Source organism: Metapseudomonas resinovorans (genome assembly GCF_002003485.1).
GTDB classification, from domain to species: Bacteria; Pseudomonadota; Gammaproteobacteria; order Pseudomonadales; family Pseudomonadaceae; genus Metapseudomonas; species Metapseudomonas resinovorans_D.
Genome location: NZ_BDMA01000057.1, coordinates 1 through 25,003, shown reverse-complemented (window position 1 = coordinate 25,003; position 25,003 = coordinate 1). Strand labels below are relative to the sequence as shown.

Annotated in this window: 26 protein-coding genes; 15 read left to right on the top strand and 11 right to left on the bottom strand. The window is 63.0% G+C overall.

What is annotated here, in order from left to right:
* The first annotated feature begins 4 nt into the window (after positions 1–4).
* Genes rng through tldD form a run of 4 tightly spaced genes read left to right on the top strand, consistent with a single transcriptional unit; the run spans position 5 to position 7,639 of the window.
* Positions 5–1,462, top strand: coding sequence for a ribonuclease G (gene rng / locus MnOB_RS14980; RefSeq protein ID WP_077525025.1), 1,458 nt, complete (start codon positions 5–7; stop codon positions 1,460–1,462).
* 8 nt (positions 1,463–1,470) lie between these two features.
* Positions 1,471–5,289 carry a YhdP family protein gene (locus MnOB_RS14975; RefSeq protein ID WP_077525024.1) on the top strand — a complete coding sequence of 1,273 codons (3,819 nt, stop codon included), beginning with the start codon at positions 1,471–1,473 and terminating at the stop codon, positions 5,287–5,289.
* Between the two features lie 56 nt (positions 5,290–5,345).
* The gene (locus tag MnOB_RS14970) at positions 5,346–6,200 is read left to right on the top strand and encodes a carbon-nitrogen hydrolase family protein (RefSeq protein ID WP_077525023.1); all 855 of its coding nucleotides are present in this window, start codon (positions 5,346–5,348) and stop codon (positions 6,198–6,200) included.
* Positions 6,197–7,639 (top strand): metalloprotease TldD, encoded by a 1,443-nt coding sequence (gene tldD / locus MnOB_RS14965; protein WP_077525022.1) that lies wholly within the window; start codon positions 6,197–6,199, stop codon positions 7,637–7,639. The genes MnOB_RS14970 and tldD overlap by 4 nt, the downstream gene beginning before the upstream one ends.
* Positions 7,640–7,657: 18 nt before the next feature.
* On the opposite strand, the gene yjgA is transcribed toward tldD, so the two are convergent.
* Positions 7,658–8,179, bottom strand: a complete 522-nt coding sequence (gene yjgA / locus MnOB_RS14960; RefSeq protein WP_077525021.1) for a ribosome biogenesis factor YjgA — start codon at positions 8,177–8,179, stop codon at positions 7,658–7,660.
* Between the two features lie 144 nt (positions 8,180–8,323).
* Here yjgA and pmbA point away from each other — a divergent pair, with 144 nt between their 5' ends.
* A complete protein-coding gene (pmbA, locus tag MnOB_RS14955; protein ID WP_077525020.1) occupies positions 8,324–9,670 on the top strand; it encodes a metalloprotease PmbA in 1,347 nt (448 codons plus the stop codon).
* 66 nt (positions 9,671–9,736) lie between these two features.
* On the opposite strand, the gene MnOB_RS14950 is transcribed toward pmbA, so the two are convergent.
* From MnOB_RS14950 to MnOB_RS14905, 10 genes are all read right to left on the bottom strand, one after another.
* The gene (locus MnOB_RS14950; RefSeq protein ID WP_077525019.1) at positions 9,737–10,009 is read right to left on the bottom strand and encodes an HPr family phosphocarrier protein; all 273 of its coding nucleotides are present in this window, start codon (positions 10,007–10,009) and stop codon (positions 9,737–9,739) included.
* A 16-nt stretch (positions 10,010–10,025) separates the two neighbouring features.
* Positions 10,026–10,883, bottom strand: coding sequence for an RNase adapter RapZ (gene rapZ, locus MnOB_RS14945; RefSeq protein ID WP_077525018.1), 858 nt, complete (start codon positions 10,881–10,883; stop codon positions 10,026–10,028).
* Positions 10,884–10,892: 9 nt separating this feature from the next.
* Positions 10,893–11,357, bottom strand: coding sequence for a PTS IIA-like nitrogen regulatory protein PtsN (ptsN, locus tag MnOB_RS14940; protein ID WP_077525017.1), 465 nt, complete (start codon positions 11,355–11,357; stop codon positions 10,893–10,895).
* 16 nt (positions 11,358–11,373) lie between these two features.
* Positions 11,374–11,682, bottom strand: a complete 309-nt coding sequence (gene hpf, locus MnOB_RS14935) for a ribosome hibernation-promoting factor, HPF/YfiA family (RefSeq protein ID WP_028628496.1) — start codon at positions 11,680–11,682, stop codon at positions 11,374–11,376.
* A gap of 84 nt (positions 11,683–11,766) precedes the next feature.
* The gene (locus MnOB_RS14930) at positions 11,767–13,263 is read right to left on the bottom strand and encodes an RNA polymerase factor sigma-54 (protein WP_077525016.1); all 1,497 of its coding nucleotides are present in this window, start codon (positions 13,261–13,263) and stop codon (positions 11,767–11,769) included.
* Between the two features lie 148 nt (positions 13,264–13,411).
* Positions 13,412–14,137 (bottom strand): LPS export ABC transporter ATP-binding protein, encoded by a 726-nt coding sequence (lptB, locus tag MnOB_RS14925; RefSeq protein ID WP_077525015.1) that lies wholly within the window; start codon positions 14,135–14,137, stop codon positions 13,412–13,414.
* Positions 14,137–14,673: a lipopolysaccharide transport periplasmic protein LptA gene (gene lptA / locus MnOB_RS14920; RefSeq protein ID WP_077525014.1), complete on the bottom strand. Its 537-nt coding sequence runs from the start codon at positions 14,671–14,673 to the stop codon at positions 14,137–14,139. Before lptA ends, lptB begins: the two co-directional genes overlap by 1 nt.
* Entirely contained in the window at positions 14,660–15,229 is a 570-nt protein-coding gene (lptC, locus tag MnOB_RS14915; protein WP_077525013.1) for an LPS export ABC transporter periplasmic protein LptC, read from the bottom strand. Before lptC ends, lptA begins: the two co-directional genes overlap by 14 nt.
* Before the next feature lie 7 nt (positions 15,230–15,236).
* Positions 15,237–15,761, bottom strand: a complete 525-nt coding sequence (locus MnOB_RS14910; protein WP_077525012.1) for a KdsC family phosphatase — start codon at positions 15,759–15,761, stop codon at positions 15,237–15,239.
* Positions 15,761–16,735, bottom strand: a complete 975-nt coding sequence (locus tag MnOB_RS14905) for a KpsF/GutQ family sugar-phosphate isomerase (protein WP_077525011.1) — start codon at positions 16,733–16,735, stop codon at positions 15,761–15,763. The genes MnOB_RS14910 and MnOB_RS14905 overlap by 1 nt, the downstream gene beginning before the upstream one ends.
* A gap of 229 nt (positions 16,736–16,964) precedes the next feature.
* Here MnOB_RS14905 and MnOB_RS14900 point away from each other — a divergent pair, with 229 nt between their 5' ends.
* The 10 genes from MnOB_RS14900 (at position 16,965) to hisC (ending at position 24,850) form a co-directional block, all read left to right on the top strand.
* Positions 16,965–17,774, top strand: a complete 810-nt coding sequence (locus tag MnOB_RS14900) for an ATP-binding cassette domain-containing protein (RefSeq protein WP_077525010.1) — start codon at positions 16,965–16,967, stop codon at positions 17,772–17,774.
* Positions 17,774–18,571 (top strand): lipid asymmetry maintenance ABC transporter permease subunit MlaE, encoded by a 798-nt coding sequence (gene mlaE, locus MnOB_RS14895; protein WP_077525009.1) that lies wholly within the window; start codon positions 17,774–17,776, stop codon positions 18,569–18,571. Before MnOB_RS14900 ends, mlaE begins: the two co-directional genes overlap by 1 nt.
* Positions 18,571–19,038, top strand: a complete 468-nt coding sequence (mlaD, locus tag MnOB_RS14890; protein WP_077525008.1) for an outer membrane lipid asymmetry maintenance protein MlaD — start codon at positions 18,571–18,573, stop codon at positions 19,036–19,038. The genes mlaE and mlaD overlap by 1 nt, the downstream gene beginning before the upstream one ends.
* An 11-nt stretch (positions 19,039–19,049) precedes the next feature.
* A complete protein-coding gene (locus MnOB_RS14885) occupies positions 19,050–19,694 on the top strand; it encodes an MlaC/ttg2D family ABC transporter substrate-binding protein (RefSeq protein ID WP_077525007.1) in 645 nt (214 codons plus the stop codon).
* On the top strand, positions 19,691–19,999 hold the full coding sequence (locus MnOB_RS14880; RefSeq protein WP_077525006.1) for an STAS domain-containing protein: 309 nt from the start codon (positions 19,691–19,693) through the stop codon (positions 19,997–19,999). Before MnOB_RS14885 ends, MnOB_RS14880 begins: the two co-directional genes overlap by 4 nt.
* A 109-nt stretch (positions 20,000–20,108) precedes the next feature.
* On the top strand, positions 20,109–20,348 hold the full coding sequence (locus tag MnOB_RS14875) for a BolA family protein (RefSeq protein WP_077525005.1): 240 nt from the start codon (positions 20,109–20,111) through the stop codon (positions 20,346–20,348).
* 19 nt (positions 20,349–20,367) lie between these two features.
* The gene (murA, locus tag MnOB_RS14870; RefSeq protein ID WP_077525004.1) at positions 20,368–21,633 is read left to right on the top strand and encodes a UDP-N-acetylglucosamine 1-carboxyvinyltransferase; all 1,266 of its coding nucleotides are present in this window, start codon (positions 20,368–20,370) and stop codon (positions 21,631–21,633) included.
* Between the two features lie 89 nt (positions 21,634–21,722).
* Positions 21,723–22,358 (top strand): ATP phosphoribosyltransferase, encoded by a 636-nt coding sequence (gene hisG, locus MnOB_RS14865; RefSeq protein ID WP_077525003.1) that lies wholly within the window; start codon positions 21,723–21,725, stop codon positions 22,356–22,358.
* 123 nt (positions 22,359–22,481) lie between these two features.
* The gene (hisD, locus tag MnOB_RS14860) at positions 22,482–23,795 is read left to right on the top strand and encodes a histidinol dehydrogenase (RefSeq protein ID WP_077525002.1); all 1,314 of its coding nucleotides are present in this window, start codon (positions 22,482–22,484) and stop codon (positions 23,793–23,795) included.
* A 2-nt stretch (positions 23,796–23,797) separates the two neighbouring features.
* Positions 23,798–24,850 (top strand): histidinol-phosphate transaminase, encoded by a 1,053-nt coding sequence (gene hisC, locus MnOB_RS14855; protein ID WP_077525001.1) that lies wholly within the window; start codon positions 23,798–23,800, stop codon positions 24,848–24,850.
* Positions 24,851–25,003: the final 153 nt, after the last annotated feature.

The following is a 25,003-nucleotide window of genomic DNA, read 5'->3' as shown; positions in this document are numbered from 1 at the left end:
CGGCATGAGCGAAGAGATTCTGATCAACATCACCCCAATGGAGTCGCGCGTGGCGGTGGTGGAGAACGGCGTGCTGCAGGAGGTGCATGTCGAGCGCACCCTGCGTCGTGGCATCGTCGGCAACATCTACAAGGGCAAGGTGGTGCGGGTGCTGCCGGGAATGCAGGCAGCGTTTGTCGATATCGGCCTGGACCGCGCCGCGTTCATCCATGCCTCGGAAATCAGCAACCGCGAAGGCAGCGCGGTGGAGAGCATCAGTGCACTGGTCCACGAAGGCCAGAGCCTGGTGGTGCAGGTCACCAAGGACCCCATCGGTAGCAAGGGCGCACGTCTGACCACCCAGCTGTCGATTCCGTCGCGTTACCTGGTGTACATGCCGCGCACCAGCCATGTGGGCATTTCGCTGAAGATCGAGGACGAGGCCGAGCGTGAGCGCCTCAAGCAGGTCGTGGCCGATTGCATCGCCGCCGAGGGCATCGAGGAAGCGGGTGGTTTCATCCTGCGTACCGCCGCCGATGGTGCCCGCGCCGACGAGATCCTTGCGGACATCCGCTATCTTCGCCGCCTGTGGGAGCAGATTTCCTCGCAGATGCAGACCGCTTCGTCGCCCTCGGTCATCTACGAAGACCTGAGCCTGGCGCTGCGAACCCTGCGCGACCTGGTCAATCCGCGCATCGAGAAGATCCGCATCGATTCCCGGGAAACCTTCCAGAAGGTCACGCAGTTCGTCGATGAACTGATGCCGGAAGTCGCCGACCGTCTGGAGCATTACCCCGGCGAGCGGCCGATCTTCGACCTCTACGGCGTCGAGGACGAAATCCAGAAGGCCCTCGAGCGCAAGGTCCTGCTGAAATCCGGCGGCTACCTGATCATCGACCCGACAGAGGCGATGACCACCATCGATGTGAACACCGGCGCCTTCGTTGGTCACCGCACCCTCGAGGAGACCATCTTCAAGACCAACCTCGAGGCTGCCACCGCCATCGCCCGCCAGCTGCGCCTGCGCAACCTGGGCGGCATCATCATCATCGACTTCATCGACATGGAAGATGAAGAGCACCAGCGCCAGGTGCTGCGGACCCTGGAAAAGCAACTGGAGCGCGACCACGCCAAGACCAACATCATCGGTATCACCGAACTTGGCCTGGTGCAGATGACCCGCAAGCGCACCCGCGAGAGCCTGATCCAGGTGCTTTGCGAGCCTTGTTCGTGCTGCCAGGGACGCGGATTGCTGAAGACCGCGGAAACCATCTGCTACGAAATCTTCCGCGAAATCCTGCGGGAGGCCCGGGCCTATCAGGCGGAAGGCTATCTGGTGCTGGCGAACCAGAAGGTCGTGGATCGCCTGCTGGACGAAGAATCGGGCAACGTCGCCGATCTGGAGGCCTTCATCGGCCGTCCGATCAAGTTCCAGGTGGAAACCATGTATTCCCAGGAACAGTACGACGTGGTCCTGCTCTGAGGCGCTGAGTGGACGCCTTCGCCCGCTGGTTGATGCGCCTCCTGCGCTGGTCGCTGGGGCTTTGCGCGCTTTTCCTGGTGCTGGCCGCGCTCTACGTCAGCCTCGGACGGGAACTCGTGCCCCTGGTGGCCGAGTACCGCGCCGAGGCGGAAGCCAAGGCGTCGGCGGCACTGGGGCAGCGGGTGACGCTTGGCGCCCTGGAGGGCCGCTGGCACGGGCTGTCTCCGCTGCTGATCGCTCACGATGTGCTGCTGGGGGAGGGCGACAATGCCCTGCGCCTGGATCAGATTCGTCTGATGCCCGACGTCATGGGCAGCCTGCTGGCGCAGCAGCCACGGATTGCCCGCCTGGAACTGGACGGGGTGCAGCTTGGCTTGCACCAGGACGAAGCCGGTAAATGGAAGCTCGAAGGGCTCGCTTCCAGTTCCGACAAGCCCCTGCCGGGTCCAAGGCAGTTGCGCGACCTGCTGAAGCAGGTCGGTCATGTATCCGTGCTGAACAGCCAGCTCACTCTGGAGCCGTACGGGCACAAACCCGCAAGCCTTACCGATGTCAGCCTCAGCCTGAGGGCCAGCGGTAGTCGCCAGCGCCTCGATGGCCACCTGACACTGCCGGATGGGCAACCCATGGCCGTGCGCCTGCGTTCCCGTCTCAATGCCGACGCCTGGCTGCAGAGCGAGGCCGAACTCTATCTCAGCCTGCCGCAAACCGACTGGGCACGCTGGCTGCCTGCCAGCCTCACCCGCGACTGGCATCTGCAGCGCCTGCAGGCCGGTGGCGAAATCTGGGGCGAGTGGGCCAAGGGTGGTTTGCAGCGTGCGGCAATGCGTCTGCATGCGCCGGAGATTCGCGGCGCCTATGCCGAGCGCAAGGCGGTCACCCTCGCGAACCTCGGGTTGAATATCTTCTTTACCCGGACCGATGAAGGTTTTCAGGTCCTGCTCGATTCCCTTGCCGCGAACATCGGCAAGGAGCGTTGGGGCGAGGCCCACCTGCGTCTCGACCACAAGTCCGGCGAGCAGCCGGAATGGTCGCTGGTTGCCGATCGTCTCGACGTAGGGCCGCTGCTGCCTGTAGTGGAGGCCCTCGCACCGCTTCCAGAGCAGGCGGCAGCTGCTGTCGCCGGCCTCAAGCCTCGTGGTGCCCTGCGCAACCTCAGCCTGCATTACCGTCCGCAACAGGAAGGTGCCAAACGGCTGGAGTTCAGCAGCAACCTGGACTCCGTCGGTATCGACGCCTACCACGGCGCCCCGGCGGTCGAGAACGTCAGCGGCAGCGTGACGGGGGATCTCCACCAGGGTGAACTGCGCCTGGATTCGAGTGACTTCGCCCTGCACCTCGATCACCTGTTCCCCAAGGCCTGGCGTTATCGGGAGGCCAATGCCCGGCTGACCTGGAGCCTGGACGAAACCGCCGTGACCCTGGCCAGCCCTTACATGCGGCTGGAAGGCGAGGAGGGCAGCATTGCCGGCGACATGCTGATCCGGCTAATGCGTGATCCCGAGGCAGAGGACTACATGGACTTGCGGGTGGGACTGCGCGATGGCGATGCCCGCTACACCGAGAAGTACCTGCCCACCCGCTCTCCAGGGCTTAGCCCGGCCCTGGCCAAATGGCTCAAGCAGGCGATCAAGGGCGGGGCGGTGGACGAGGGCTTCTTCCAGTACCAGGGCTCCCTGGCCCGTGAGGCGAGTCCTGCGGCCCGTTCCATCAGCCTGTTTTTCAAGGTCCACGATGCCGAACTCGCCTATCAGCCCGGGTGGCCGGAACTGCGCGAGGCTCGCGGCGACGTGTTCATCGAGGACACCGGCGTGCGCATCAAGGTGCCGGCCGGGCGCATCCTCGACTCCCGGGTGAGCGATGCCGAGGCCGAGGTGCCCCATGTCGAGCCCGGGCAAGTGGCGCGCCTGCAACTGGATGCCAAGCTCGACAGCAGCTTCACCGATGGACTGAAAATCCTTCAGCAAGCCCCGATGGGAACGGCGAGCATCTTCGCCGGCTGGCAGGGGCAGGGCACCCTCGACGGCAATTTGAAGCTGGACATCCCGTTGGAGAAGGGGCATGCGCCCCATGTGGTGGTGGACCTCGCCACCCAGGGCGCGCAGTTGAAGATCGCCCGTCCGGAGTTGTCCCTCAGCCAGCTCAAGGGCGCCTTCCGCTACGACACCGACACGGGGCTCAGCGCCCAGGATATTCGTGGCCAAGCGTTCGGTCACGAGGTCCGCGCCAGTGCCAAGGCCGAGGGCAGCAACGGCAAGGCCCGCTCGCGAATCCTCGCAACCAGCAGCATCGCCTTGAACGACCTCACCAAATGGCTCGGCGTCACCCAGCCGTTGCCGGCTTCGGGCTCGTTGCCCTACAACTTGAACCTGAGCCTGGATGGACCGAACAGCCAGCTGCGCATCGATTCCAACCTCAAGGGGCTGGCAATCGACCTGCCGGCGCCGTTCGGCAAGGCCGCTGACGACAGCCGCGATGCCAGCTGGCGCATGACCCTGGAAGGCGACGAGCGGAGCTATTGGCTGGACTACGCAGGGCTCGCCAGCCTCGCCCTGGCGGCACCGGTGGGCAAGCTGGAAGACGGACGTGGCGAGCTGGTGCTGGGCGGTGGCGCCGCAATGGCGCCGGGTACCAAGGGCCTGAGTGTCCGGGGCCGAGTCGCGGAGCTGGACACAGCGCCCTGGCTGGCGCTGGCCAAGCAATACACACCGAAGGACGGCGCCGAGAAGGCCCGCATGTTGCGCAGCGCTGATCTGGAGATCGGCCAGTTCAAGGGCTTCGGCACGACCTTCGAGAATCTCAAGGTCAAGCTCGACCGCTCCAGTGCGGGCTGGAATCTCGGGCTGGACAGCGCCCTCATGCAGGGAACGGTCGTGATGGCGGACGCCAAGGATGTGCCCATTGCCATCCGCATGAAGCAGATTCGACTGCCCAAGCCTCCTGAAAACGATGCGGAAGCCGACGCCAGACCCGACCCTATGGCGGGCATCGACCCCCATAAGGTCCCGGCAATGGACGTGCGTATCGATCAGGTGATGCTGGGCGACTCTCCGCTGGGTGCCTGGTCGTTCAAGGCTCGTCCCAGTGCCAAAGGCGTGGCGTTTAGTGAGCTGGACCTCGACCTCAAGGGGCTGAAAGTCTCCGGGACGGCAGGCTGGGAGGGAGCGGCTGAAGACAGTGCGTCCTGGTACAAGGGACGGCTCGAAGGCAAGAACCTGGCTGATGTGCTCAAGGCCTGGAACTTCGCCCCTTCAGCCACCAGCGAGCGCTTCCGCCTCGACGCAGATGGCCGCTGGCCCGGATCTCCGGCCTGGGTCAGCCTGAAACGATTCTCCGGGTCTCTGGATGCCAGCCTGCGTAATGGCCAGTTCGTCGAAGTGGAAGGTGGCGCCCAGGCATTGCGGGTGTTCGGCCTGCTCAACTTCAACTCCATCGGCCGCCGTCTGCGCCTGGATTTCTCTGACCTGCTGGGCAAGGGCCTGGCCTACGACCGGGTCAAGGGATTGCTGGTGGGAAGCGAGGGACGTTTCGTGACGCGCAAGCCGATCACCCTCGAAGGCCCGTCCAGCGGACTGGAACTGGACGGCACCCTGGACCTGGCAGCCGATCGCATCGACGCCAAGCTGCTGGTGACCCTCCCCGTGACCAACAACCTGCCGCTGGCGGCGCTGATCGTCGGTGCGCCGGCCATTGGTGGCGCGCTCTTCGTCGTGGACAAGCTGCTGGGCGACAAGGTGGCGCGCTTCGCCAGCGTGCAATACAAGGTTGAAGGTTCCTGGAAGAGCCCCAAGATCACCTTTGAAAAGCCATTTGAGAAGTCTCGTTAAAGCGAGCTTTCGTGGCTTGGGGTAGCATGCATCCCATGCCTTGTGCGGAGATTCCGATGTCCCTTGCCGTGATTCAGATGGTCAGTCAGGACGATGTCCTGGCCAACCTCACCAGCGCCCGGCGCCTGCTGGAACAGGCCGCTGAAGGTGGCGCCCGCCTGGCCGTGCTGCCAGAGAACTTCGCGGCCATCGGTCGTCGCGACCTGGCCGACCTGGGCCGCGCCGAAGCGCAAGGGCAGGGTCCGATCCTGCCCTGGCTGCGCCAGGCGGCGCGCGATCTCAAACTGTGGATAGTGGCGGGTACCTTGCCCTTGCCGCCCGACGGACGGCCAGCGGACAAGGCCAATGCCTGTTCCCTGCTGATCGACGAGCAGGGCGAGCGCGTCGCGCGTTACGACAAGATCCATCTGTTCGATGTGGATGTGGCCGACAATCGTGGCCGCTATCGTGAGTCCGATGATTATGCCCACGGCGCCCAGGTGGTGGTGGCCGATACTCCGGTAGGGCGTCTTGGCCTGACCGTCTGCTATGACCTGCGTTTCCCCGAGCTCTATGGCGCCCTCCGCGAGGCCGGTGCCGAGCTGATCACCGCGCCCGCAGCCTTTACCGCCGTGACGGGCGCTGCTCACTGGCAGGTGCTGGTCCGCGCCCGCGCCATCGAAACCCAGTGCTACCTGCTGGCAGCCGGGCAGGGCGGTGTACATCCCGGCCCACGGGAAACCTTCGGCCATTCCGCCATCGTCGACCCGTGGGGCCGTGTGCTGGCCGAGAAGCCCAGTGGCGAAGGTGTACTGATTGCGGAACGCGATGCCGAGGAACAGGCGGCGGTCCGCCAGCGCATGCCGGTAAGCACCCACAGAAGATTCATTACGCCGGCCACTCCCGGGCCGGCGCGTACGGAGAAGTTATGAGCGACCTCTTGTTATCCGTCAGCGAGCATCTGCTGGCGCCCGGCGACCTCAGCATCGAGCAGTTGCCGGAGATCCTCGGCGAGCTGGCCGGTCCTGGTATCGATGCCGCTGATCTCTACTTTCAGGGACAAATCTCCGAGTCCTGGGTGCTGGAGGACGGCATCGTCAAGGAAGGCAGTTTCCACCTCGATCAAGGCGTGGGCGTGCGTGCCCAGTCCGGCGAGAAGACCGGCTTCGCCTACAGCAACGCCATCACCGGCGAAGCGCTGCGCCAGGCGGCGCGCGCCGCACGTTCGATCTCCCGCGCTGGCCAGGAGGGTAGAGTCCAGGCCTTCGCCAGCCCGCAGATCACCCGGCTCTACGATTCCAGCAGCCCGCTGGACGTGATCAGCCGTGCCGAGAAAGTGGAATTGCTGAAGCAGGTGGACGCCGCCACCCGCGCGCTGGACCCACGCATCAAGCAGGTCACCGTGAGCATGGCCGGTGTGTGGGAACGCATTCTGATCGCCGCCAGCGATGGCAGCCTGGGCGCGGATGTGCGCCCATTGGTGCGTTTCAACGTCAGCGTCATCGTCGAGCAGAATGGTCGTCGCGAGCGCGGTGGCCACGGTGGCGGCGGGCGTACCGACTATCGTTACTTCCTCCAGGAAGACCGTGCCATGGGCTACGCCCGTGAGGCCCTGCGCCAGGCGCTGGTCAACCTGGAAGCCATTCCCGCGCCGGCCGGCACCCTGCCGGTGGTGATGGGGGCGGGCTGGTCCGGCGTGCTGCTGCACGAAGCCGTGGGTCACGGCCTTGAAGGCGATTTCAACCGCAAGGGCAGCTCCGCCTACAGCGGTCGCATCGGCGAGAAGGTCGCTTCCAGCCTCTGCACCATCGTTGATGACGGCACCCTGGCCTATCGCCGAGGCTCCCTCAGCGTCGACGACGAAGGCACACCGACGCAGTGCACCACCCTGATCGAGAATGGCGTGCTCAAGGGCTACATGCAGGACAAGTTGAACGCCCGCCTCATGAAGGTGGCGCGTACCGGCAACGGCCGCCGTGAGTCTTATGCGCACCTGCCGATGCCGCGCATGACCAACACCTACATGCTGGCCGGCAAGAGCGATCCCCAGGAAATCATCGAATCGGTGGAGCGCGGTATCTACTGCGCGAACCTGGGAGGCGGCCAGGTGGATATCACCAGTGGCAAGTTCGTTTTCTCCACCAGCGAGGCCTACCTGATCGAGAACGGCAAGATCACCGCGCCGGTGAAGGGCGCCACCCTGATCGGCAACGGTCCGGAGGCGATGAGCCGGGTGTCCATGGTCGGCAATGACCTGGCGCTGGACAGCGGCGTGGGTACCTGCGGCAAGGATGGGCAATCGGTGCCCGTTGGCGTGGGTCAGCCGACCCTGAAGATCGATGCGATCACGGTCGGTGGGACGGGGGCCTGATGGCGGCCCCCGGAAGGATCAGCGCAAGCCGCGCTTGGCTTCGTCCAGGTCGCGGATGTACTTGAACACCTTGCGCGCAGCGGCCGGCGGTTTGTTGTGGGCCGCTTCGTGCTGGGCATGACGGATCAGGCCGCGCAGATGCTGGCGGTCGGTTTCCGGGTAGTCGGCGACGAAGCTTTCCAGGGCGGTATCGCCACCTTCGATCAGGCGGTCGCGCCAGCGCTCCAGGGCGTGGAAGCGTTCGTTGTACTCACGGGTGGAGCTGTCGAGCTGGTCGATGAGGGCGACGATGGCCTCGACGTCCTGCTCGCGCATGAGCTTGCCGATGTACTGGATGTGCCGTTTGCGGGCGACATTCGCCTTGTGCTTCGGCGCTTCAGCCAGGGCTTTTTGCAGGGCGTCGGTCAGCGGCAGCTTGGCCAGCACGTCGGCCTTGAAGGTCGTCAGGCGCTCGCCGAGTTCCTGCAGGGCATGCAGCTCGCGTTTGACCTGGGTTTTGCTCTTCTCGCCAGAGAAGTCGTCGTCGAGGAATTCAGACATGGGGGTGGTCCAATGGGAAACGCCGCCATGATAACCAGTCGGGGCCGCGTTGTCCGGCCCGGCTGGCGCCGCCGGAGTGCGGTAAATGCGGCGGGGCGCCGGGTTGCGTCTGCCGCGTCGAACACTATTTGAACTGGAGTGGCTATGAGTGAAGTAGAAGTGGTCGGCCCGGAAGCATTGCCGGAATTGCAGGCGCGGGTCGAACGCATCCTCGCCGAGGCCCGGCGCCAGGGCGCCAGCGCCTGTGAGGTGGCTGTTTCAGTAGAGCAGGGACTCTCCACCACGGTTCGCCATGGCGAGGTGGAAACAGTCGAGTTCAACCGTGACCAGGGGTTCGGCATAACCCTGTATGTCGGCCAGCGCAAGGGCTCGGCCAGTACCTCGGCCAGCGGCGAGGACGCGATTCGCGAAACCGTCGCCGCTGCGCTCGCCATCGCCAAGCATGCCTCGGAAGACGAATGCGCCGGCCTGGCCGATGCCGCGCTGATGGCCCGCGACCTGCCGGAACTGGATCTCTACCATCCGTGGTCGATCACCCCCGAGCAGGCGGTGGAGCAGGCGCTGATTTGCGAGACGGCGGCCTTCGAGACCGACAAGCGTGTCAGCAAGGCGGACGGCACCACCCTCAATACCCACCAGGGTTGCCGCGTTTACGGCAACAGCCATGGTTTCGTCGGTGGTTATGCGAGCACGCGGCACAGTCTGAGTTGCGTGATGATTGCCGAGCAGCAGGGGCAGATGCAGCGCGACTACTGGTATGACGTCAGCCGCATTGGCAGTCAGCTTGCCGATCCGGCCAGCATTGGCCGTCGCGCTGCCGAACGCACCGCGGCCCGTCTTGGCGCCCGCCCGGTGCCCACCTGCGAGGTACCGGTACTGTTCGCCGCCGAGTTGGCCACCGGTTTGTTCAGCAGCTTCCTCGGCGCCATCTCCGGCGGCAACCTGTACCGTAAATCCTCGTTCCTCGAGGGTGCCCTGGGCCAGCGGTTGTTCCCCGAGTGGCTGTCCATCGACGAGCGTCCGCACATTCCGCGAGCCATGGCCAGCGCGGCTTTCGACAACGACGGTTTGGCAACCTATGCCAAGCCCTTCGTCGAGAAAGGCGAATTGGTGTCCTACATCCTCGGCACCTATTCCGGCCGCAAGCTGGGCCTGCCGAGCACGGCCAACGCCGGCGGTGTGCACAACCTCTTCGTCAGCCATGGCCAGGAAGACCTCGCAGCCCTGTTGCGTCGCATGGGCCGCGGCCTGCTGGTGACCGAGCTGATGGGGCAGGGGCTGAATATGGTGACCGGTGATTACTCCCGTGGCGCTGCTGGCTACTGGGTGGAGAACGGAGAAATCCAGTTCCCGGTGCAGGAAGTCACCATCGCCGGCAATCTCAAGGATATGTTCCGCCAGATCCTGGCCGTGGGCAGCGACCTGGAGCTGCGTGGCAATATCCGCACCGGCTCGGTGCTCATCGAGAAAATGACGGTGGCCGGTAGCTGAGGCTGCCTGTCTCCAGAATGAAAAACGCGCCCTGATGGGCGCGTTTTTCATTGGGGCAGATGACAGTCATTCACCTTCGTCGAACTTGTTGTTGATCAGCTCGATCAAGGCATTGAGGGCGTCGTCGTCCTGATCACCTTCGGTATGCAGGTGGATGGGCGTGCCCTTGCCCGCAGCCAGCATCATCACCGCCATGATGCTCTTGCCGTCGACCAGGCTTTCGGGGCTGCGACCCACGCGGATCTGGCAGGGATAGCGACCGGCCACGCCGACGAACTTCGCCGCCGCCCGGGCGTGCAGGCCAAGCTTGTTGATGATCGTGATCTCGCAGGCAGGCATCGCGTTTCCAATCCTTCTAACTGAGGTCGCGGTGGCGAACCTGGACATTCGTCAAACTGGGTTTCAGTGCTGCTCCCAGGCGATCGGCAATGTACACCGAGCGGTGGTGCCCGCCGGTGCAGCCGATGGCGATGGTGACATAAGCCCGGTTGCTGGCGGCGAAGCGTGGCAGCCATTTGCTCAGGTAGCTGTGGATATCCTGATACATCTCCTCCACATCCGGCTGGCCAGCAAGGTATTCGGCCACCACCGAATCAAGCCCCGAATGGTCGCGCAATTCAGGCTTCCAGTAGGGGTTGGGCAGGCAACGTACGTCGAACACCAGGTCAGCATCCACAGGCATGCCGCGCTTGAAGCCGAAAGATTCGATCAGGAAGGCTGTACCAGGCTCGGGTTGATTGAGCAGGCGTAGCTTGATGCTGTCGCGCAGCTGGTAGAGGTTGAGATGCGTGGTGTCGATCTTCAGGTCAGCGAGATCGGCAATGGGTGCCAGCAGCACTTCCTCGTCCCGAATGGCCTCGGCCAGGGAGCGATTGTCATTGGTCAGTGGATGGCGCCGGCGCGTTTCGGAGAAGCGCTTGAGCAGGGTGTCGTGCTCGGCGTCGAGGTAGAGCACGTCGCATTTGATGTGACGATTGCGGGCCTCGGCGAGTAGCTCGGGGAAACGTTGCAAATGGCTGGGCAGGTTGCGCGCGTCGATAGAGACGGCGACCTGGGGTTGCAGCAGTTCGGTGTGCAACAACGCCCGTTCGGCTAGCTCGGGAAGCAGGCCGGCGGGGAGGTTGTCGATGCAGTAGTAGCCGTGGTCCTCGAGAACATCGAGGGCGGTGCTCTTGCCCGACCCGGAGCGGCCGCTGACGATGATCAGGCGCATGGTGAAGCCCTAGCGTCCGCTCTGCACGTCCACCACTACCTGGTAGAGGCTGGCGCTGTCGGGAGCCTGGCGCAGTCGCTCGCGTACATCGCTGCGGTCGAGCATGCTGGCTATCTGTCGGAGCAGTTCAAGGTGCTCATCGGTAGCAGCTTCCGGGACCAGCAGGACGAACAGCAGGTCAACCGGAGCACCATCGATGGCGTCGAAATCGACTGGAGCGTCAAGGCGCAGCACGGCGCTTATGGGTGCCATGCAGCCGGTGAGGCGACAGTGGGGAATGGCGATGCCGTTGCCGAAACCGGTGGAACCGAGCTTCTCCCGGGCTACCAGGCTTTCGAAGATATCCTGGTTGTCGAGGTCGGGAAGATCACGGGAAACCAGCTTGGCAATCTGTTCCAGTACACGCTTTTTGCTGCCGCCCGGCACGTTCACCAGGGAACGGCCGGGGGTCAGGATTTGCTCGAGTCGAATCATAGGAAGGGGAAGAGTGTCAGCGGGCCGTAGCGCCCTGCTGGCGATTCAACTGCTTTTCCTTGTGTTTGATCAGTTGGCGGTCAAGTTTGTCGGTAAGCAGGTCGATGGCGGCGTACATGTCTTCATGTTCCGCATTGGCCACGACCTCCCCACCAGCGATGTGCAAGGTGGCTTCGATCTTCTGCTTCAGTTTCTCGACCTCCATGATGACTTGCACATTGGTGATCTTGTCGAAGTGGCGCTCGAGCCGGCCAAGTTTCTCGCCGACATAATCGCGCAGGGCGTCGGTCACATCCAGTTGATGTCCACTGATGTTGACTTGCATACCGCTTTCTCCTTATTGCCCGTGTATAAGAGACAGGCTAACGGGCCTGCCACCGGAACACTTTGGCGTGGGTCAATTTCCGCGTCACATCAGTCGCTTCCGCTCGCTGGAAGGCGCTATCCCAAGGGATTCGCGATACTTGGCTACTGTGCGACGGGCCACTTGAATGCCCTGTGCCTCCAGTAAACCAGCGATCTTGCTGTCGCTCAACGGCTTTTTCGGATTTTCCGCTGCGACCAGTTTTTTGAGGATGGCGCGGATCGCGGTAGACGAACATTCGCCGCCTTCGGAGGTACTGACGTGGCTGGAGAAGAAGTACTTCAGCTCGTAGATTCCGCGGGGAGTGTGCATGTATTTCTGCGTGGTCACGCGCGAAATGGTGGACTCGTGCATGCCCACGGCTTCGGCGATGTCGTGCAGGACCAGGGGTTTCATCGCCTCATCGCCATATTCCAGGAAGCCGCGCTGGTGCTCGACGATCTGGGTGGCGACCTTCATCAGGGTCTCGTTGCGGCTCTGCAGGCTCTTGATGAACCAGCGCGCTTCCTGAAGCTGATTGCGCATGAAGGTGTTGTCGGCGCTGGAATCGGCGCGACGAACGAAACCGGCGTAGTGCGGGTTGACCCGCAGGCGTGGTACGGCTTCCTGGTTCAGTTCAACCAGCCAGCGTTCGTTGTGCTTACGGACGATCACGTCGGGCACCACGTATTCAGGTTCGCTGGCTTCGATCTGCGAGCCGGGACGCGGATTCAGGGCCTGGATCAGTTCGATGATCTGACGCAGCTCATCTTCCTTGACCTTCATGCGCCGCATCAGTTGGCTGTAGTCACGGCTGCCGAGCAGATCGAGGAAATCGCCGGCCAGGCGCTGGGCCTCGATCAGCCACGGGGTGCCCGGTGGCAGTTGGCGGAGTTGCAGGATCAGGCATTCGCGCAGGTCGCGGGCGCCGATGCCGGCGGGCTCGAACTGCTGGATGCGATGGAGGACGACTTCGACTTCGTCGAGCTCGATGCCGAGCTCGGGGTCGAAGGCTTCGACGATCTCTGCCAGCGACTCTTCGAGGTAGCCGTCGTTATTGATGCAGTCGATCAGGGTGACCGCGATCAGGCGGTCGGTGTCCGACATGGGGGCCAGGTTCAACTGCCAGAGCAGGTGGCTTTGCAGGCTTTCGCCGACCGAGGTGCGCGAGGTGAAATCCCACTCGTCGTCATCATTGCTCGGCAGGCTGCTGGCGCTGGTCTGGTAGACGTCTTCCCAGGCCGTGTCGACCGGGAGCTCGCTCGGAATGCGTTCATGCCATTCGCCATCTTCCATGGCTTCGGCATTGGTCTCGACGCTGGACTCCTGGAAGCTGGTTTCCTGGTTGCCCGTATTGGGCTGTTGGTCACCTTCGGCCATTGGGTCGGAGGTGTCGAAATCGTCGCCATCCTCCTGCCGCTCGAGCATCGGGTTGGATTCCAACGCTTCCTGGATCTCCTGCTGGAGGTCCAGGGTAGAGAGTTGGAGCAGGCGGATGGCCTGTTGCAGCTGCGGGGTCATCGTCAGCTGCTGGCCCATCTTGAGGACTAGCGATGGTTTCATGGCAGAGGGCTTTGCACCTTGATTCGCCGGCGCTCACGCGCCATCCACTACAGGGCGCCGAAGCGCCACCAGGAAGCAAATTATATGCCTGACCTTGAAGGATTTTCCTAGCTCGCGCAAGCCATCTTGTAGGCGATGCTGCGGAACGCTACAGGCGGAACTCGTGGCCGAGATAGACTTCCTTCACCAACTGGTTGGCCAGGATGGCTTCCGCGCTACCTTCTGCGATCAGTTGTCCGTCACTGACAATGTAGGCGGTCTCGCAGATGTCCAGGGTCTCACGCACGTTGTGGTCGGTGATGAGTACACCGATTCCCTTCGCCTTGAGGTGATGGATGATCTGTTTGATGTCGCCCACGGAAATGGGGTCCACGCCGGCGAAGGGTTCGTCCAGCAGGATGAATTTGGGGGAGGTGGCCAGCGCACGGGCGATTTCCACACGGCGGCGCTCACCGCCCGACAGGCTCATGCCGAGGCTGTCGCGAATGTGGCTGATGTGGAACTCCTGCAGCAGGCTTTCCAGCTCCTTGCGGCGTGCGGCGCGATCGAGGTCCTTGCGGGTCTCGAGGATCGCCATGATGTTGTCGGCCACACTGAGCTTGCGGAAGATCGACGCTTCTTGCGGCAGATAGCCGATACCCGCACGGGCGCGGCCGTGCATGGGCTGGTGGGTGACATCCTGCTGGTCGATCAGGACGCGGCCCTGGTCGGCCTGGACGAGGCCGACGATCATGTAGAAGCAGGTGGTCTTGCCGGCGCCGTTGGGGCCGAGAAGGCCAACGATCTGTCCGCTGTCGATCGACAGGCTGACATCGCGTACCACCTGGCGGCTCTTGTAGCTCTTGGCCAGATGCTGGGCTTTGAGAGTCGCCATTACTGTGCTTTCTGCTCTTTCTTCTTCGGCTGGATAACCATGTCGATCCGCGGACGCGGCGTGCTGACATTGGTGCCAGTAGCGCGTCCTGCGTTGACGATCTGGCGCTGGGTGTCATAGACGATCTTCTCGCCTTCGAAGGTATTGCCTTCCTGGATCACCTTGGCCTGGTCGAGCAGGATGATGCGCTCGTTGGCAGCGAAGTACTGGATGGTCAGGCCGTAGGCCTTGACGATTTCCTTGTCCACTGCGGGCTTCTGTTCGTAGTACGCGGGCTTGCCGACAGAGGTGAAGACCTCGACATCGCCATTCGCGTCCTGGGTGATGGTGACGGTGTCGCCGGTGATCTTCAGGGTGCCCTGGGTGATCACGACGTTGCCGCGGTAGACGGCGACGCCCTGCTTGTCATCGAGCTCGGCGCTGTCGGCCTGGACGCGGATCGGTTGATCGCGGTCCGTGGGCAGGGCCCAGGCGGCAGCACTTCCGAGTGCGGTGCCCAGGCTGAGCAACAGGGGGAGGGTTTTAACGAACCTCATGCTGGCCTCTTACGTTGGACTGCAGGATCATCCTGCTGTCATTCAAGTACGCTTTCATTCCTTGTGCCGTGGTCACCCCATTGGCCGCGTCGATTCTAACGGCTTGCTGGGTCTGCGCATATTCCTCGTCAGGGAACACGGTCAGGCGGCTGGTGGTCAGGATGGTCGGGCGGCCTTTGCCGTCGGTGCGCGCCACTCGGACCTTGTCGATCAATTCGACCTGCTTGCCTTCAGGGCCGACTTCACCGCGCTCGCTTTGTACATGCCAGGGATAGGCGGTGCCGCGGTGCAGAAGCAGGTCCGGACTGGTCAGCAGTGTGACATCGGTGGCCTTTATATGTTCGAGACGGGTGGCGGTCATTTCGTAGTGGAGCTTGCCGTCTTCCTGGAACTGGGTGCTCTTGCCGTTTTCCACGTAGAAATCGATGGCGTTGTCGTTGCCTGGAGCGACTGTCCGGTCCATGAAGCTTTCAGGACGGATATTCCAGTAGCCCAGAGCGATGAGTAGTGCAGCGATCGGGATCAGGATCAGCGCAAGGCGGATGTTCTTTGGCATCGGGACCTCAGAGATAGGCGGCTTGCGCCGCTTCCAGGCTGCCCTGGGCGCGCAGGATGAGTTCGCAGAACTCGCGGGCCGCGCCCTCGCCGCCGCGCGCCTGGGTGATGCCGTGGGCATGCTGGCGAACGAATGCATCGGCGTTGGCCACGGCCATGCCCAGGCCGACGCGACGAATCACTGGAAGATCGGGCAGATCGTCGCCGAGATAGGCGACCTGGTCATAGTTCAGGCCCAGCTCCGCGAGCAGGCCATCAAGAACCACCAGTTTGTCTTCGCGCCCCTGGAACAGGTGCTGGATACCGAGATTCTGCGCGCGGCGCTCGACCACTTCCGACTGGCGACCGCTGATGATGGCCGTGCGAACTCCGCCATTCATCAGCATCTTGATGCCCTGGCCGTCGAGGGTGTTGAAAGTCTTGAATTCTCCGCCTCCGGGCAGGAAGTAGAGGCGGCCGTCGGTCAGCACACCGTCCACGTCGAACACGGCCAGGCGAACGGCCTTGGCGCGGCTGAGGAGTTCATTGCTCATCAGATCACTCCTGCGCGGGTCATGTCATGGATGTGCAGCGCGCCGATGGGGCGGTCATCTGTGTCGACCACGACCAGCACGTTGATCTTGTGGTCGTCCATGATCTTCAGCGCTTCGGCGGCAAGCATGTCCGGGCGTACCGTCTTGCCGTGGATGGTCATGACATCGTCGATGCTGGCCAGGCGCACGTCGACACCCTTGTCCAGGGTGCGGCGCAGGTCGCCGTCGGTAAAGATGCCGGCGAGGTGGCCATCAGTTTCCACCACTGCGGTCATACCCAGGCCCTTGCGGGTCATTTCCAGGAGAGCCTCGCGAAGCGGCGTACCGCGCGCAACGCTGGGCAGGCTGTCGCCGCCATGCATGATGTTCTCCACCTTCAGCAGCAGGCGACGGCCAAGTGCGCCACCCGGATGGGAAAAGGCGAAATCCTCGGCAGTGAAACCGCGGGCTTCCAGCAGGGCGATGGCCAGAGCGTCGCCCAGAACCAGCGCGGCCGTGGTGGACGAGGTGGGGGCCAGGTTCAGTGGGCAGGCTTCCTGGGCCACGCGGGCATCCAGATTGGCGCCCGCAGCCTTGGCCAGCGGCGAGTCGGGATTGCCGGTGAGGCTGATCAGGGTGATCCCCAGGCGCTTGATCAGCGGCAGCAGGGTGACGATCTCGGCAGTCGATCCGGAGTTGGAGAGCGCCAGGACCACGTCTTCACGGGTGATCATGCCCATGTCGCCATGGCTGGCCTCGGCCGGGTGTACGAAGAAGGACGGCGTGCCAGTGCTGGCCAGAGTTGCTGCGATCTTGTTGCCGACATGCCCGGACTTGCCCATGCCTACCACCACAACGCGTCCTTTGCAGGCCAGGATGAGCTCGCAGGCACGAACGAAATCGGCGTCGATGCGCGGCAGGAGGGCGTCGATCGCCTCGCGTTCGAGTTGGATAGTGCGTTGTGCGGACTTGATGAGATCGCTGGATTGGCTCATGGGGCGTGCAGTGGCCGTAGGAAAAGGCGCCGATTATAGCGATAAAGGTGATTTAGCTCACGCGCCAATGCCGTGGAAGCTGTCGCAAAGCTGAACAGACGCAGGCGTGGCCTTGGGAGGCGCAATAGCGCGGTGATATAGTTCGCGCCTTGTTCGGCCCGTCCTGAGCGGAGTGTCCTTGCGTCGGGGCGCGTCGTCTTCAAGGGAGGCTGTATCGCAAGGAGTCTAGATGAGTGCCGAAAACACCTACGCCGTGGAATTGAAGGGGGTTACCTTCAAACGTGGCACGCGCAGCATTTTCCAAGATGTCGATATCCGTATCCCGCGCGGCAAGGTCACCGGCATCATGGGGCCTTCCGGCTGCGGCAAGACTACGCTGCTGCGCCTGATCGCAGCCCAGCTCAAGCCTGCCAGTGGCGAGGTCTGGGTCAACGGACAGAATCTGCCCAAACTCTCCCGCGCCGACCTGTTCGACATGCGCAAGCAGTTTGGCGTGCTGTTCCAGAGCGGTGCATTGTTCACCGATCTGGATGTCTTCGAGAACGTTGCATTTCCCCTGCGGGTACACACCAAACTGCCCGAGGAAATGATTCGTGACATTGTTCTGCTGAAGCTTCAGGCAGTGGGACTGCGCGGCGCTATTGAGCTGATGCCGGACGAATTGTCCGGGGGCATGAAGCGGCGTGTGGCGCTGGCGCGTGCAATTGCCCTCGATCCGCAGATCTTGATGTACGACGAGCCGTTCGTCGGCCAGGACCCCATTGCCATGGGGGTGCTGGTGCGCTTGATCCGCCTGCTCAACGACGCGCTCGGTATCACCAGCATCGTGGTTTCCCACGACCTGGCGGAAACCGCCAGCATCGCCGACTACATCTATGTAGTGGGAGATGCCCAGGTACTGGGGCAGGGGACCCCTGACGAGCTGATGAATTCCGAAAACCCGCGTATCCGCCAGTTCATGAAAGGCATTCCGGATGGACCGGTGCCCTTCCATTACCCGGCACCTGATTACCGTAAAGACTTGCTGGGGGGGCGCTGATGCGCAAGAAATCCTTGCTCGAGCGCATTCGCCTGCTCGGGCGTTCCGGTCTGGACGTGCTGCAAGCGCTGGGGCGCTCCACGCTGTTCCTGTTGCATGCCCTGTTCGGTCGCACCGGCGTCGGCAATGGCTTCCAGTTGCTGCTCAAACAGCTCTATGCCGTTGGGGTGCTGTCGCTGGCGATCATCGTCGTTTCCGGCGTGTTCATCGGTATGGTGCTGGCCCTGCAGGGCTACAACATCCTGGTCGACTACGGTTCAGAACAGGCGGTGGGGCAGATGGTTGCGCTGACCCTGCTGCGGGAACTTGGTCCGGTGGTGACCGGCCTGCTCTTCGCCGGTCGTGCGGGTTCGGCGCTGACTGCCGAGATCGGCAACATGAAATCCACCGAGCAGCTCTCCAGCCTGGAAATGATCGGTGTCGACCCGCTCAAGTACATTATTGCCCCACGGCTCTGGGCCGGTTTCATCTCGATGCCACTGCTGGCGATGATCTTCAGTGTGGTGGGCATCTGGGGCGGCGCCATGGTGGCCGTGGACTGGCTGGGCGTTTATGAGGGCTCCTTCTGGGCCAACATGCAAAACAGCGTGCAATTCACCGAGGATGTGCTGAACGGCGTGGTCAAGAGCGTCGTATTCGCCTTCGTGGTGACCTGGATCGCCGTGTTCCAGGGTTATGACTGCGAGCCGACCTCGGAAGGGATCAGCCGCGCAACGACTAAAACCGTGGTCTACGCCTCACTCGCCGTGCTGGGGCTGGACTTCATCCTGACCGCCTTGATGTTTGGAGATTTCTGATGCAAATCCGCACCTTGGAGATTGGTGTCGGCCTGTTCCTCCTGGCCGGTCTGTTGGCCTTGCTGCTTCTGGCCCTGCGGGTCAGCGGCCTGTCCTACGGCGCCAGTGAAGACACCTACAAGCTTTACGCGCATTTCGACAATATTGCCGGTTTGACTGTCAGAGCAAAGGTCACCATGGCCGGTGTCACCATCGGTAAGGTCACCGCTATTGATCTGGATCGCGATAGCTATACCGGTCGCGTCACGATGGAAGTCGAGAAGCGTGTGGACAACCTGCCGACGGACTCCACCGCTTCCATCCTCACGGCCGGGTTGCTGGGCGAGAAATACATCGGTATCAGCGTCGGTGGCGACGAGGAGTTGCTCAAGGATGGCGGCACCATCCGTGACACCCAGTCGGCCCTGGTGCTGGAAGACCTGATTGGCAAGTTCCTGCTGAACACGGTCAACAAAGAAAGCAAATGAGGATTCGAAACATGATCAAAGCCCTGCGAAACGGCCTGCTGGTCCTGCTGGCGGCCCTGCCCCTGCTGGCTACCGCCGCGCCGAACGCGCGCGATGTGGTGCAGCAGACCACCGACCAACTGCTGGCCGATCTCAAGGCCAACAAAGAGCAATATCGCACCAACCCGGATGCCTTTTACGACGCTCTGAACGGAATCCTCGGCCCAGTGGTGGATACCGATGGCATCTCCCGCAGCATCATGACCGTGAAATACTCGCGTAACGCCACTCCTGAGCAGATGACCCGCTTCCAGGAGAACTTCAAACGCAGCCTGATCCAGTTCTACGGCAACGCCTTGCTGGAGTACGACAACCAGAACATCCGCGTACTCAACGCCAAAGAAGGCGGTGATGGGCGCGCCAGCGTCAATATGGAAGTCACAGGGCGCAGCGGTTCCATCTATCCGGTGTCTTACACCATGGTGAGCATTAATGGGCAGTGGATGCTGCGCAACGTGATCATCAATGGCATCAACATCGGCAAGCTGTTCCGCGACCAGTTCGCCGACAGCATGCAGCGCAATGGCAATGATCTCGACAAGACCATCAATGGTTGGGCCGAAGTGGTCGCCAAGGCCAAAGCGACCGAAGAAGCCAAGCAGGCGGGCGGTCAATGAGCGAGGCCCGTATCGAGCAGGCCGCTCCGGGCGAGCTGCGCCTGGTCGGTGTGCTCGATTACAGCACCGGACCGCAGCTGCGTGAGGCCGGTAGGCAACTGATCAAGGCGAGCAGTACCGCCTCCGTGATGCTGGATTGCTCGGCAATAGAGAGGACCAGCAGTGTCGGCCTTGCCCTGCTGCTGGCGTTCATGCGCGATGCCAGCGCTGCCGGCAAGTCGATGACGGTACGTGGAATGCCGGAGGACATGCGGCAGATCGCCGACGTCTCCGGGCTGACCGAGCTGCTGCCACTGGAAGCTTGAGCCGGTCCAACGGCCCTCCGTCAGGCCCCGCGCGCGCGGGGTTCGCAGGTGGAGGGCTTTTTTGTATCATGGCCGACCCGCGCGCGTTGGGCGCCGATTGAGGTTGAGCATGCAGGCCGTAGAAGTGAAAAGCCTCCTGGAGGCGAAACTGCCAGGTACCCAGGTGGAAGTTGAAGGGGAAGGCTGCAACTTCCAGTTGAACCTGATCAGCGACGAGCTGGCCGGCCTGAGCCCGGTGAAGCGTCAGCAGCAGGTATATGCCCACCTGAATGCCTGGATCGCCGATGGCAGCATCCATGCCGTCACCATGAAATTCTTCAGCCAGGCCGATTGGGCCCAGCGTTCCTGAGCCAGCTTTCGAGAGAGCTATGGACAAACTGATTATTACCGGCGGTCAACGCCTCGATGGCGAGATCCGCATTTCCGGCGCGAAGAACTCCGCGTTGCCGATCCTGGCCGCTACCCTGCTGGCTGATACCCCGGTCACCGTGGCCAACCTGCCGCACCTGCACGACATCACCACCATGATCGAACTGTTCGGTCGCATGGGCGTGCAGCCGGTGATCGACGAGAAGCTGGCCGTCGAAGTTGACGCCAGCAGCATCAAGACCCTGGTCGCGCCATACGAACTGGTCAAGACCATGCGCGCTTCCATCCTGGTACTTGGTCCGATGGTGGCTCGCTTTGGTGAAGCTGAAGTCGCGCTGCCCGGCGGCTGTGCCATCGGCTCCCGTCCGGTAGACCTGCACATCCGCGGCCTCGAGGCCATGGGTGCGAAGATCGACGTCGAAGGCGGCTACATCAAGGCCAAGGCTCCGGCCGGCGGTCTGCGTGGTGCCAACTTCTTCTTCGACACCGTCAGTGTGACCGGTACCGAAAACATCATGATGGCCGCAGCGCTGGCCAATGGCCGCAGCGTTCTGCAGAACGCCGCCCGCGAGCCGGAAGTGGTCGACCTGGCCAACTGCCTGATCGCCATGGGTGCGCAGATCCAGGGCGCCGGCACCGACACCATCACCATCGATGGCGTGAAGCGCCTCGGCGGTGCTCGCTACAACGTGATGCCCGACCGTATCGAAACCGGCACCTACCTGGTGGCCGCTGCCGCCACGGGTGGCCGCGTCAAGTTGAAGGACACCGATCCGACCATTCTCGAAGCCGTGCTGCAGAAGCTGGAAGAGGCCGGTGCACACATCAACACCGGGAACAACTGGATCGAGCTGGACATGAAGGGCAATCGCCCGAAAGCGGTCAACTTGCGCACTGCGCCGTACCCGGCATTCCCCACCGACATGCAGGCCCAGTTCATCTCCATGAACGCCGTGGCCGAAGGCACCGGTGCAGTGATCGAGACCGTGTTCGAAAACCGCTTCATGCACGTCTACGAAATGAATCGCATGGGCGCTCAGATCCTGGTGGAAGGCAACACCGCCATCGTTACCGGCGTGCCGAAGCTCAAGGGCGCCCCGGTCATGGCGACCGACCTGCGGGCTTCCGCCAGCCTGGTGATCGCCGGCCTGGTGGCAGAGGGCGATACCCTGATCGATCGCATCTACCACATCGACCGTGGTTACGAGTGCATCGAAGAAAAACTGCAGTTGCTCGGCGCCAAGATTCGCCGCGTGCCGGGTTAGGTCGAAACGAGGGCCGGCCCTGAGTGGGCCGGTCCGTTACGACCGCGCAATAGGCCCGCAGAGGGCCGTAGCCAAGGAAATCCAGTTTCATGCTCACCATCGCGCTGTCCAAGGGCCGAATTCTCGACGACACCCTGCCGCTGCTTGCCGAGGCCGGTATCGTACCCACCGAGAATCCGGACAAGAGCCGCAAGCTGATCATCCCCACCACCCAGGAGGATGTGCGCCTGCTCATCGTGCGTGCCACCGACGTGCCGACCTACGTCGAGCATGGCGCGGCCGATCTCGGCGTTGCCGGCAAGGACGTGCTGATGGAGTACGGCGGCCAGGGCCTGTATGAGCCCCTCGACCTCCGGATCGCCTGCTGCAAGCTGATGACCGCAGGTGCGGTCGGTGCGCCTGAGCCCAAGGGGCGCCTGCGTGTAGCCACCAAATTCGTAAACGTCGCCAAGCGCTACTACGCCGAGCAGGGCCGCCAGGTCGACGTGATCAAGCTCTATGGCTCGATGGAGCTGGCGCCCCTGGTGGGTCTGGCTGACAAAATCATCGACGTCGTCGACACCGGCAATACCCTGCGCGCCAACGGCCTGGAGCCCCAGGAGCTGATCGCTACCATCAGCTCGCGACTGATCGTCAACAAGGCATCGATGAAGATGCAGCACGCGCGCATCCAGGCACTGATCGAAGTGCTGCGCGGCGCGGTCGAGTCGCGACACCAAAGCTGACACCTTGAGTGCGGCCCTGCGCCGCACGCGCCTATCCGTGTCATAGCCAATATTCTCGGGTGCCCGCACGGTGGGCTTGCTACTCTAGCGGCGCCCGAGCAATTGCCATTCAAGAGGCCCGCTATGACCGCTCCAATCGCCATCCGCCGACTCAATGCCGCTGATCAGGACTTCGCACGACACCTGGATCATCTGCTGAGCTGGGAAAGCGTGTCCGACGAAGCGGTCAATCAACGTGTCCTCGACATCATCCAGGCTGTACGTGAGCGTGGCGACGCTGCCGTAGTTGAATTCACCCAGCGTTTCGACGGTGTGCAGGCGACCACCATGGCGGAACTGATCCTGCCGCGCGAGCGTCTGGAACTGGCCCTGACCCGCATCACCGCCGAGCAGCGCGAGGCGCTGGAAACCGCTGCCGCTCGCGTACGTAACTACCACGAGAAGCAGAAGCAGGATTCCTGGACCTACACCGAAGCCGATGGCACGGTGCTGGGCCAGCAGGTGACTCCGCTGGATCGCGCCGGTCTTTACGTACCCGGTGGCAAGGCGTCCTATCCGTCGTCAGTGCTGATGAACGCAATTCCCGCCAAAGTCGCCGGCGTCGCCGAAGTGGTAATGGTCGTGCCGACGCCGCGTGGTGAAATCAACGAGATCGTCCTCGCGGCCGCCTGTGTGGCCGGCGTGGATCGCGTCTTCACCATCGGCGGCGCCCAGGCCGTGGCCGCACTGGCCTACGGCACCGAGAGCGTCCCCCAGGTGGACAAGATCGTCGGCCCGGGCAACATCTATGTCGCCACGGCCAAGCGTCACGTCTTCGGCCAGGTCGGCATCGACATGATCGCCGGTCCGTCGGAAATCCTCGTGGTCTGCGACGGCGGAACCGATCCGGACTGGATCGCCATGGACCTGTTCTCCCAGGCCGAGCACGATGAGGACGCGCAGGCCATTCTGGTCAGCCCCGATGCCGCCTTCCTCGACAAGGTGGCCGCCAGCATCGACAAGCTGCTGCCGACCATGGAACGCGCCGAGATCATCCGCACCTCGCTGCAGAATCGTGGCGCATTGATCCTCGTGGCCGACCAGGCCCAGGCGTGCCAGGTGGCGAACCGTATCGCTCCCGAGCACCTGGAGCTGTCCGTTGCCGATCCGCAGGCCTGGCTGCCGCATATTCGCCACGCGGGCGCCATCTTCATGGGCCGTTACACCGCGGAAGCCCTGGGCGACTACTGCGCCGGCCCGAACCACGTGCTGCCGACCTCCGGCACCGCGCGCTTCTCCTCGCCGCTGGGCGTGTATGACTTCCAGAAGCGTTCCTCGATCATTTTCTGCTCGGCCGACGGTGCGTCCGAACTGGGCAAGACAGCGTCCATCCTGGCGCGCGGCGAGTCCCTGACCGCCCACGCGCGCAGCGCCGAATTCCGTATCAAGGGGGAGTGAGCATGAGCAAATTCTGGAGTCCCTTCGTCAAGGGGCTGGTGCCCTACGTTCCTGGCGAACAACCCAAGCTGGCGAAGCTGGTCAAGCTGAACACCAACGAGAACCCTTACGGCCCATCGCCCAAGGCGGTGGCGGCCATGCAGGCTGAGGTGGGTGACAACCTACGCCTGTACCCGGACCCGAATAGTGATCGCCTGAAGCAGGCGGTGGCCGACTACTACGGCGTGCAGACCAACCAGGTGTTCGTCGGAAACGGCTCGGACGAGGTCCTGGCCCACGCGTTCCACGGCCTGTTCCAGCACGGCAAGCCGCTGCTCTTCCCGGATGTGAGCTACAGCTTCTACCCGGTCTACTGCGGCCTGTATGGCATCCCGTTTGAGGCGCTGCCGCTGGATGAGCAGTTCCAGATCCGCGTTGAGGACTACGCGCGCCCCAATGGCGGCATCGTCTTCCCCAACCCCAATGCCCCCACCGGCTGCCTGCTGGCGCTGGAGGCTATCGAACGTCTGCTCAAGGCCAATCCGGATACCGTTGTTTTGGTTGATGAGGCCTACATCGACTTCGGTGGCGAGACCGCCATCAGCTTGGTGGACCGTTATCCGAACCTGCTGGTGACCCAGACCCTGTCCAAGTCGCGTTCCCTGGCGGGGCTGCGGGTTGGTCTGGCTGTCGGCCACCCGGACCTGATCGAGGCACTGGAGCGGATCAAGAACAGCTTCAACTCCTACCCTCTGGATCGCATGGCCATCGCCGGCGCCGCGGTCGCCTTCGAAGACAAGGCCTACTTCGACGAAACCTGCCGCAAGGTGATCGACAGCCGCGAGTTGCTAGTGGCTGAGTTGGGCAAGCTGGGCTTCGAGGTATTGCCCTCGGCGGCCAACTTCGTCTTCGCCCGCCATCCGCAAAAGGATGCCGCCGGTATCGCAGCTGGATTGCGCGAACAGGGCGTGATCGTTCGCCACTTCAAGCAGGAGCGCATCGCCCAGTTCCTGCGTATCACCATCGGCACGCCCGAGCAGAACCAGGCGTTGCTGGATGCCTTGCGCAACCTCTGATTTTCGCGGGCATGTGGAAGAAAAGCCGAGCGCGGGTCACCGCCTCGGCTTTTTTGTTGGACGTGTCCCGTCCTGAATAAGGTTTACACCTTTGCCCTTATTTTCAGGAGCGCTCCATGGCAGAAGGTGTACGACGTAGCCAGCGCGATTACA

Coding starts and splice junctions, on each gene's coding strand:
- MnOB_RS14880 (WP_077525006.1), top strand. CDS start 19,691: ATGAGCGAGGCCCGTATCGAGCAGGCCGCTCCGGGCGAGCTGCGCCTG.
- MnOB_RS14970 (WP_077525023.1), top strand. CDS start 5,346: ATGTCCCTTGCCGTGATTCAGATGGTCAGTCAGGACGATGTCCTGGCC.
- rng (WP_077525025.1), top strand. CDS start 5: ATGAGCGAAGAGATTCTGATCAACATCACCCCAATGGAGTCGCGCGTG.
- lptB (WP_077525015.1), bottom strand. CDS start 14,137: ATGGCGACTCTCAAAGCCCAGCATCTGGCCAAGAGCTACAAGAGCCGC.
- pmbA (WP_077525020.1), top strand. CDS start 8,324: ATGAGTGAAGTAGAAGTGGTCGGCCCGGAAGCATTGCCGGAATTGCAG.
- lptC (WP_077525013.1), bottom strand. CDS start 15,229: ATGCCAAAGAACATCCGCCTTGCGCTGATCCTGATCCCGATCGCTGCA.
- MnOB_RS14885 (WP_077525007.1), top strand. CDS start 19,050: ATGATCAAAGCCCTGCGAAACGGCCTGCTGGTCCTGCTGGCGGCCCTG.
- yjgA (WP_077525021.1), bottom strand. CDS start 8,179: ATGTCTGAATTCCTCGACGACGACTTCTCTGGCGAGAAGAGCAAAACC.
- ptsN (WP_077525017.1), bottom strand. CDS start 11,357: ATGATTCGACTCGAGCAAATCCTGACCCCCGGCCGTTCCCTGGTGAAC.
- hisC (WP_077525001.1), top strand. CDS start 23,798: ATGAGCAAATTCTGGAGTCCCTTCGTCAAGGGGCTGGTGCCCTACGTT.
- hisD (WP_077525002.1), top strand. CDS start 22,482: ATGACCGCTCCAATCGCCATCCGCCGACTCAATGCCGCTGATCAGGAC.
- MnOB_RS14930 (WP_077525016.1), bottom strand. CDS start 13,263: ATGAAACCATCGCTAGTCCTCAAGATGGGCCAGCAGCTGACGATGACC.
- mlaD (WP_077525008.1), top strand. CDS start 18,571: ATGCAAATCCGCACCTTGGAGATTGGTGTCGGCCTGTTCCTCCTGGCC.
- hpf (WP_028628496.1), bottom strand. CDS start 11,682: ATGCAAGTCAACATCAGTGGACATCAACTGGATGTGACCGACGCCCTG.
- murA (WP_077525004.1), top strand. CDS start 20,368: ATGGACAAACTGATTATTACCGGCGGTCAACGCCTCGATGGCGAGATC.
- rapZ (WP_077525018.1), bottom strand. CDS start 10,883: ATGCGCCTGATCATCGTCAGCGGCCGCTCCGGGTCGGGCAAGAGCACC.
- MnOB_RS14875 (WP_077525005.1), top strand. CDS start 20,109: ATGCAGGCCGTAGAAGTGAAAAGCCTCCTGGAGGCGAAACTGCCAGGT.
- MnOB_RS14900 (WP_077525010.1), top strand. CDS start 16,965: ATGAGTGCCGAAAACACCTACGCCGTGGAATTGAAGGGGGTTACCTTC.
- MnOB_RS14905 (WP_077525011.1), bottom strand. CDS start 16,735: ATGAGCCAATCCAGCGATCTCATCAAGTCCGCACAACGCACTATCCAA.
- mlaE (WP_077525009.1), top strand. CDS start 17,774: ATGCGCAAGAAATCCTTGCTCGAGCGCATTCGCCTGCTCGGGCGTTCC.
- tldD (WP_077525022.1), top strand. CDS start 6,197: ATGAGCGACCTCTTGTTATCCGTCAGCGAGCATCTGCTGGCGCCCGGC.
- hisG (WP_077525003.1), top strand. CDS start 21,723: ATGCTCACCATCGCGCTGTCCAAGGGCCGAATTCTCGACGACACCCTG.
- MnOB_RS14910 (WP_077525012.1), bottom strand. CDS start 15,761: ATGAGCAATGAACTCCTCAGCCGCGCCAAGGCCGTTCGCCTGGCCGTG.
- lptA (WP_077525014.1), bottom strand. CDS start 14,673: ATGAGGTTCGTTAAAACCCTCCCCCTGTTGCTCAGCCTGGGCACCGCA.
- MnOB_RS14950 (WP_077525019.1), bottom strand. CDS start 10,009: ATGCCTGCCTGCGAGATCACGATCATCAACAAGCTTGGCCTGCACGCC.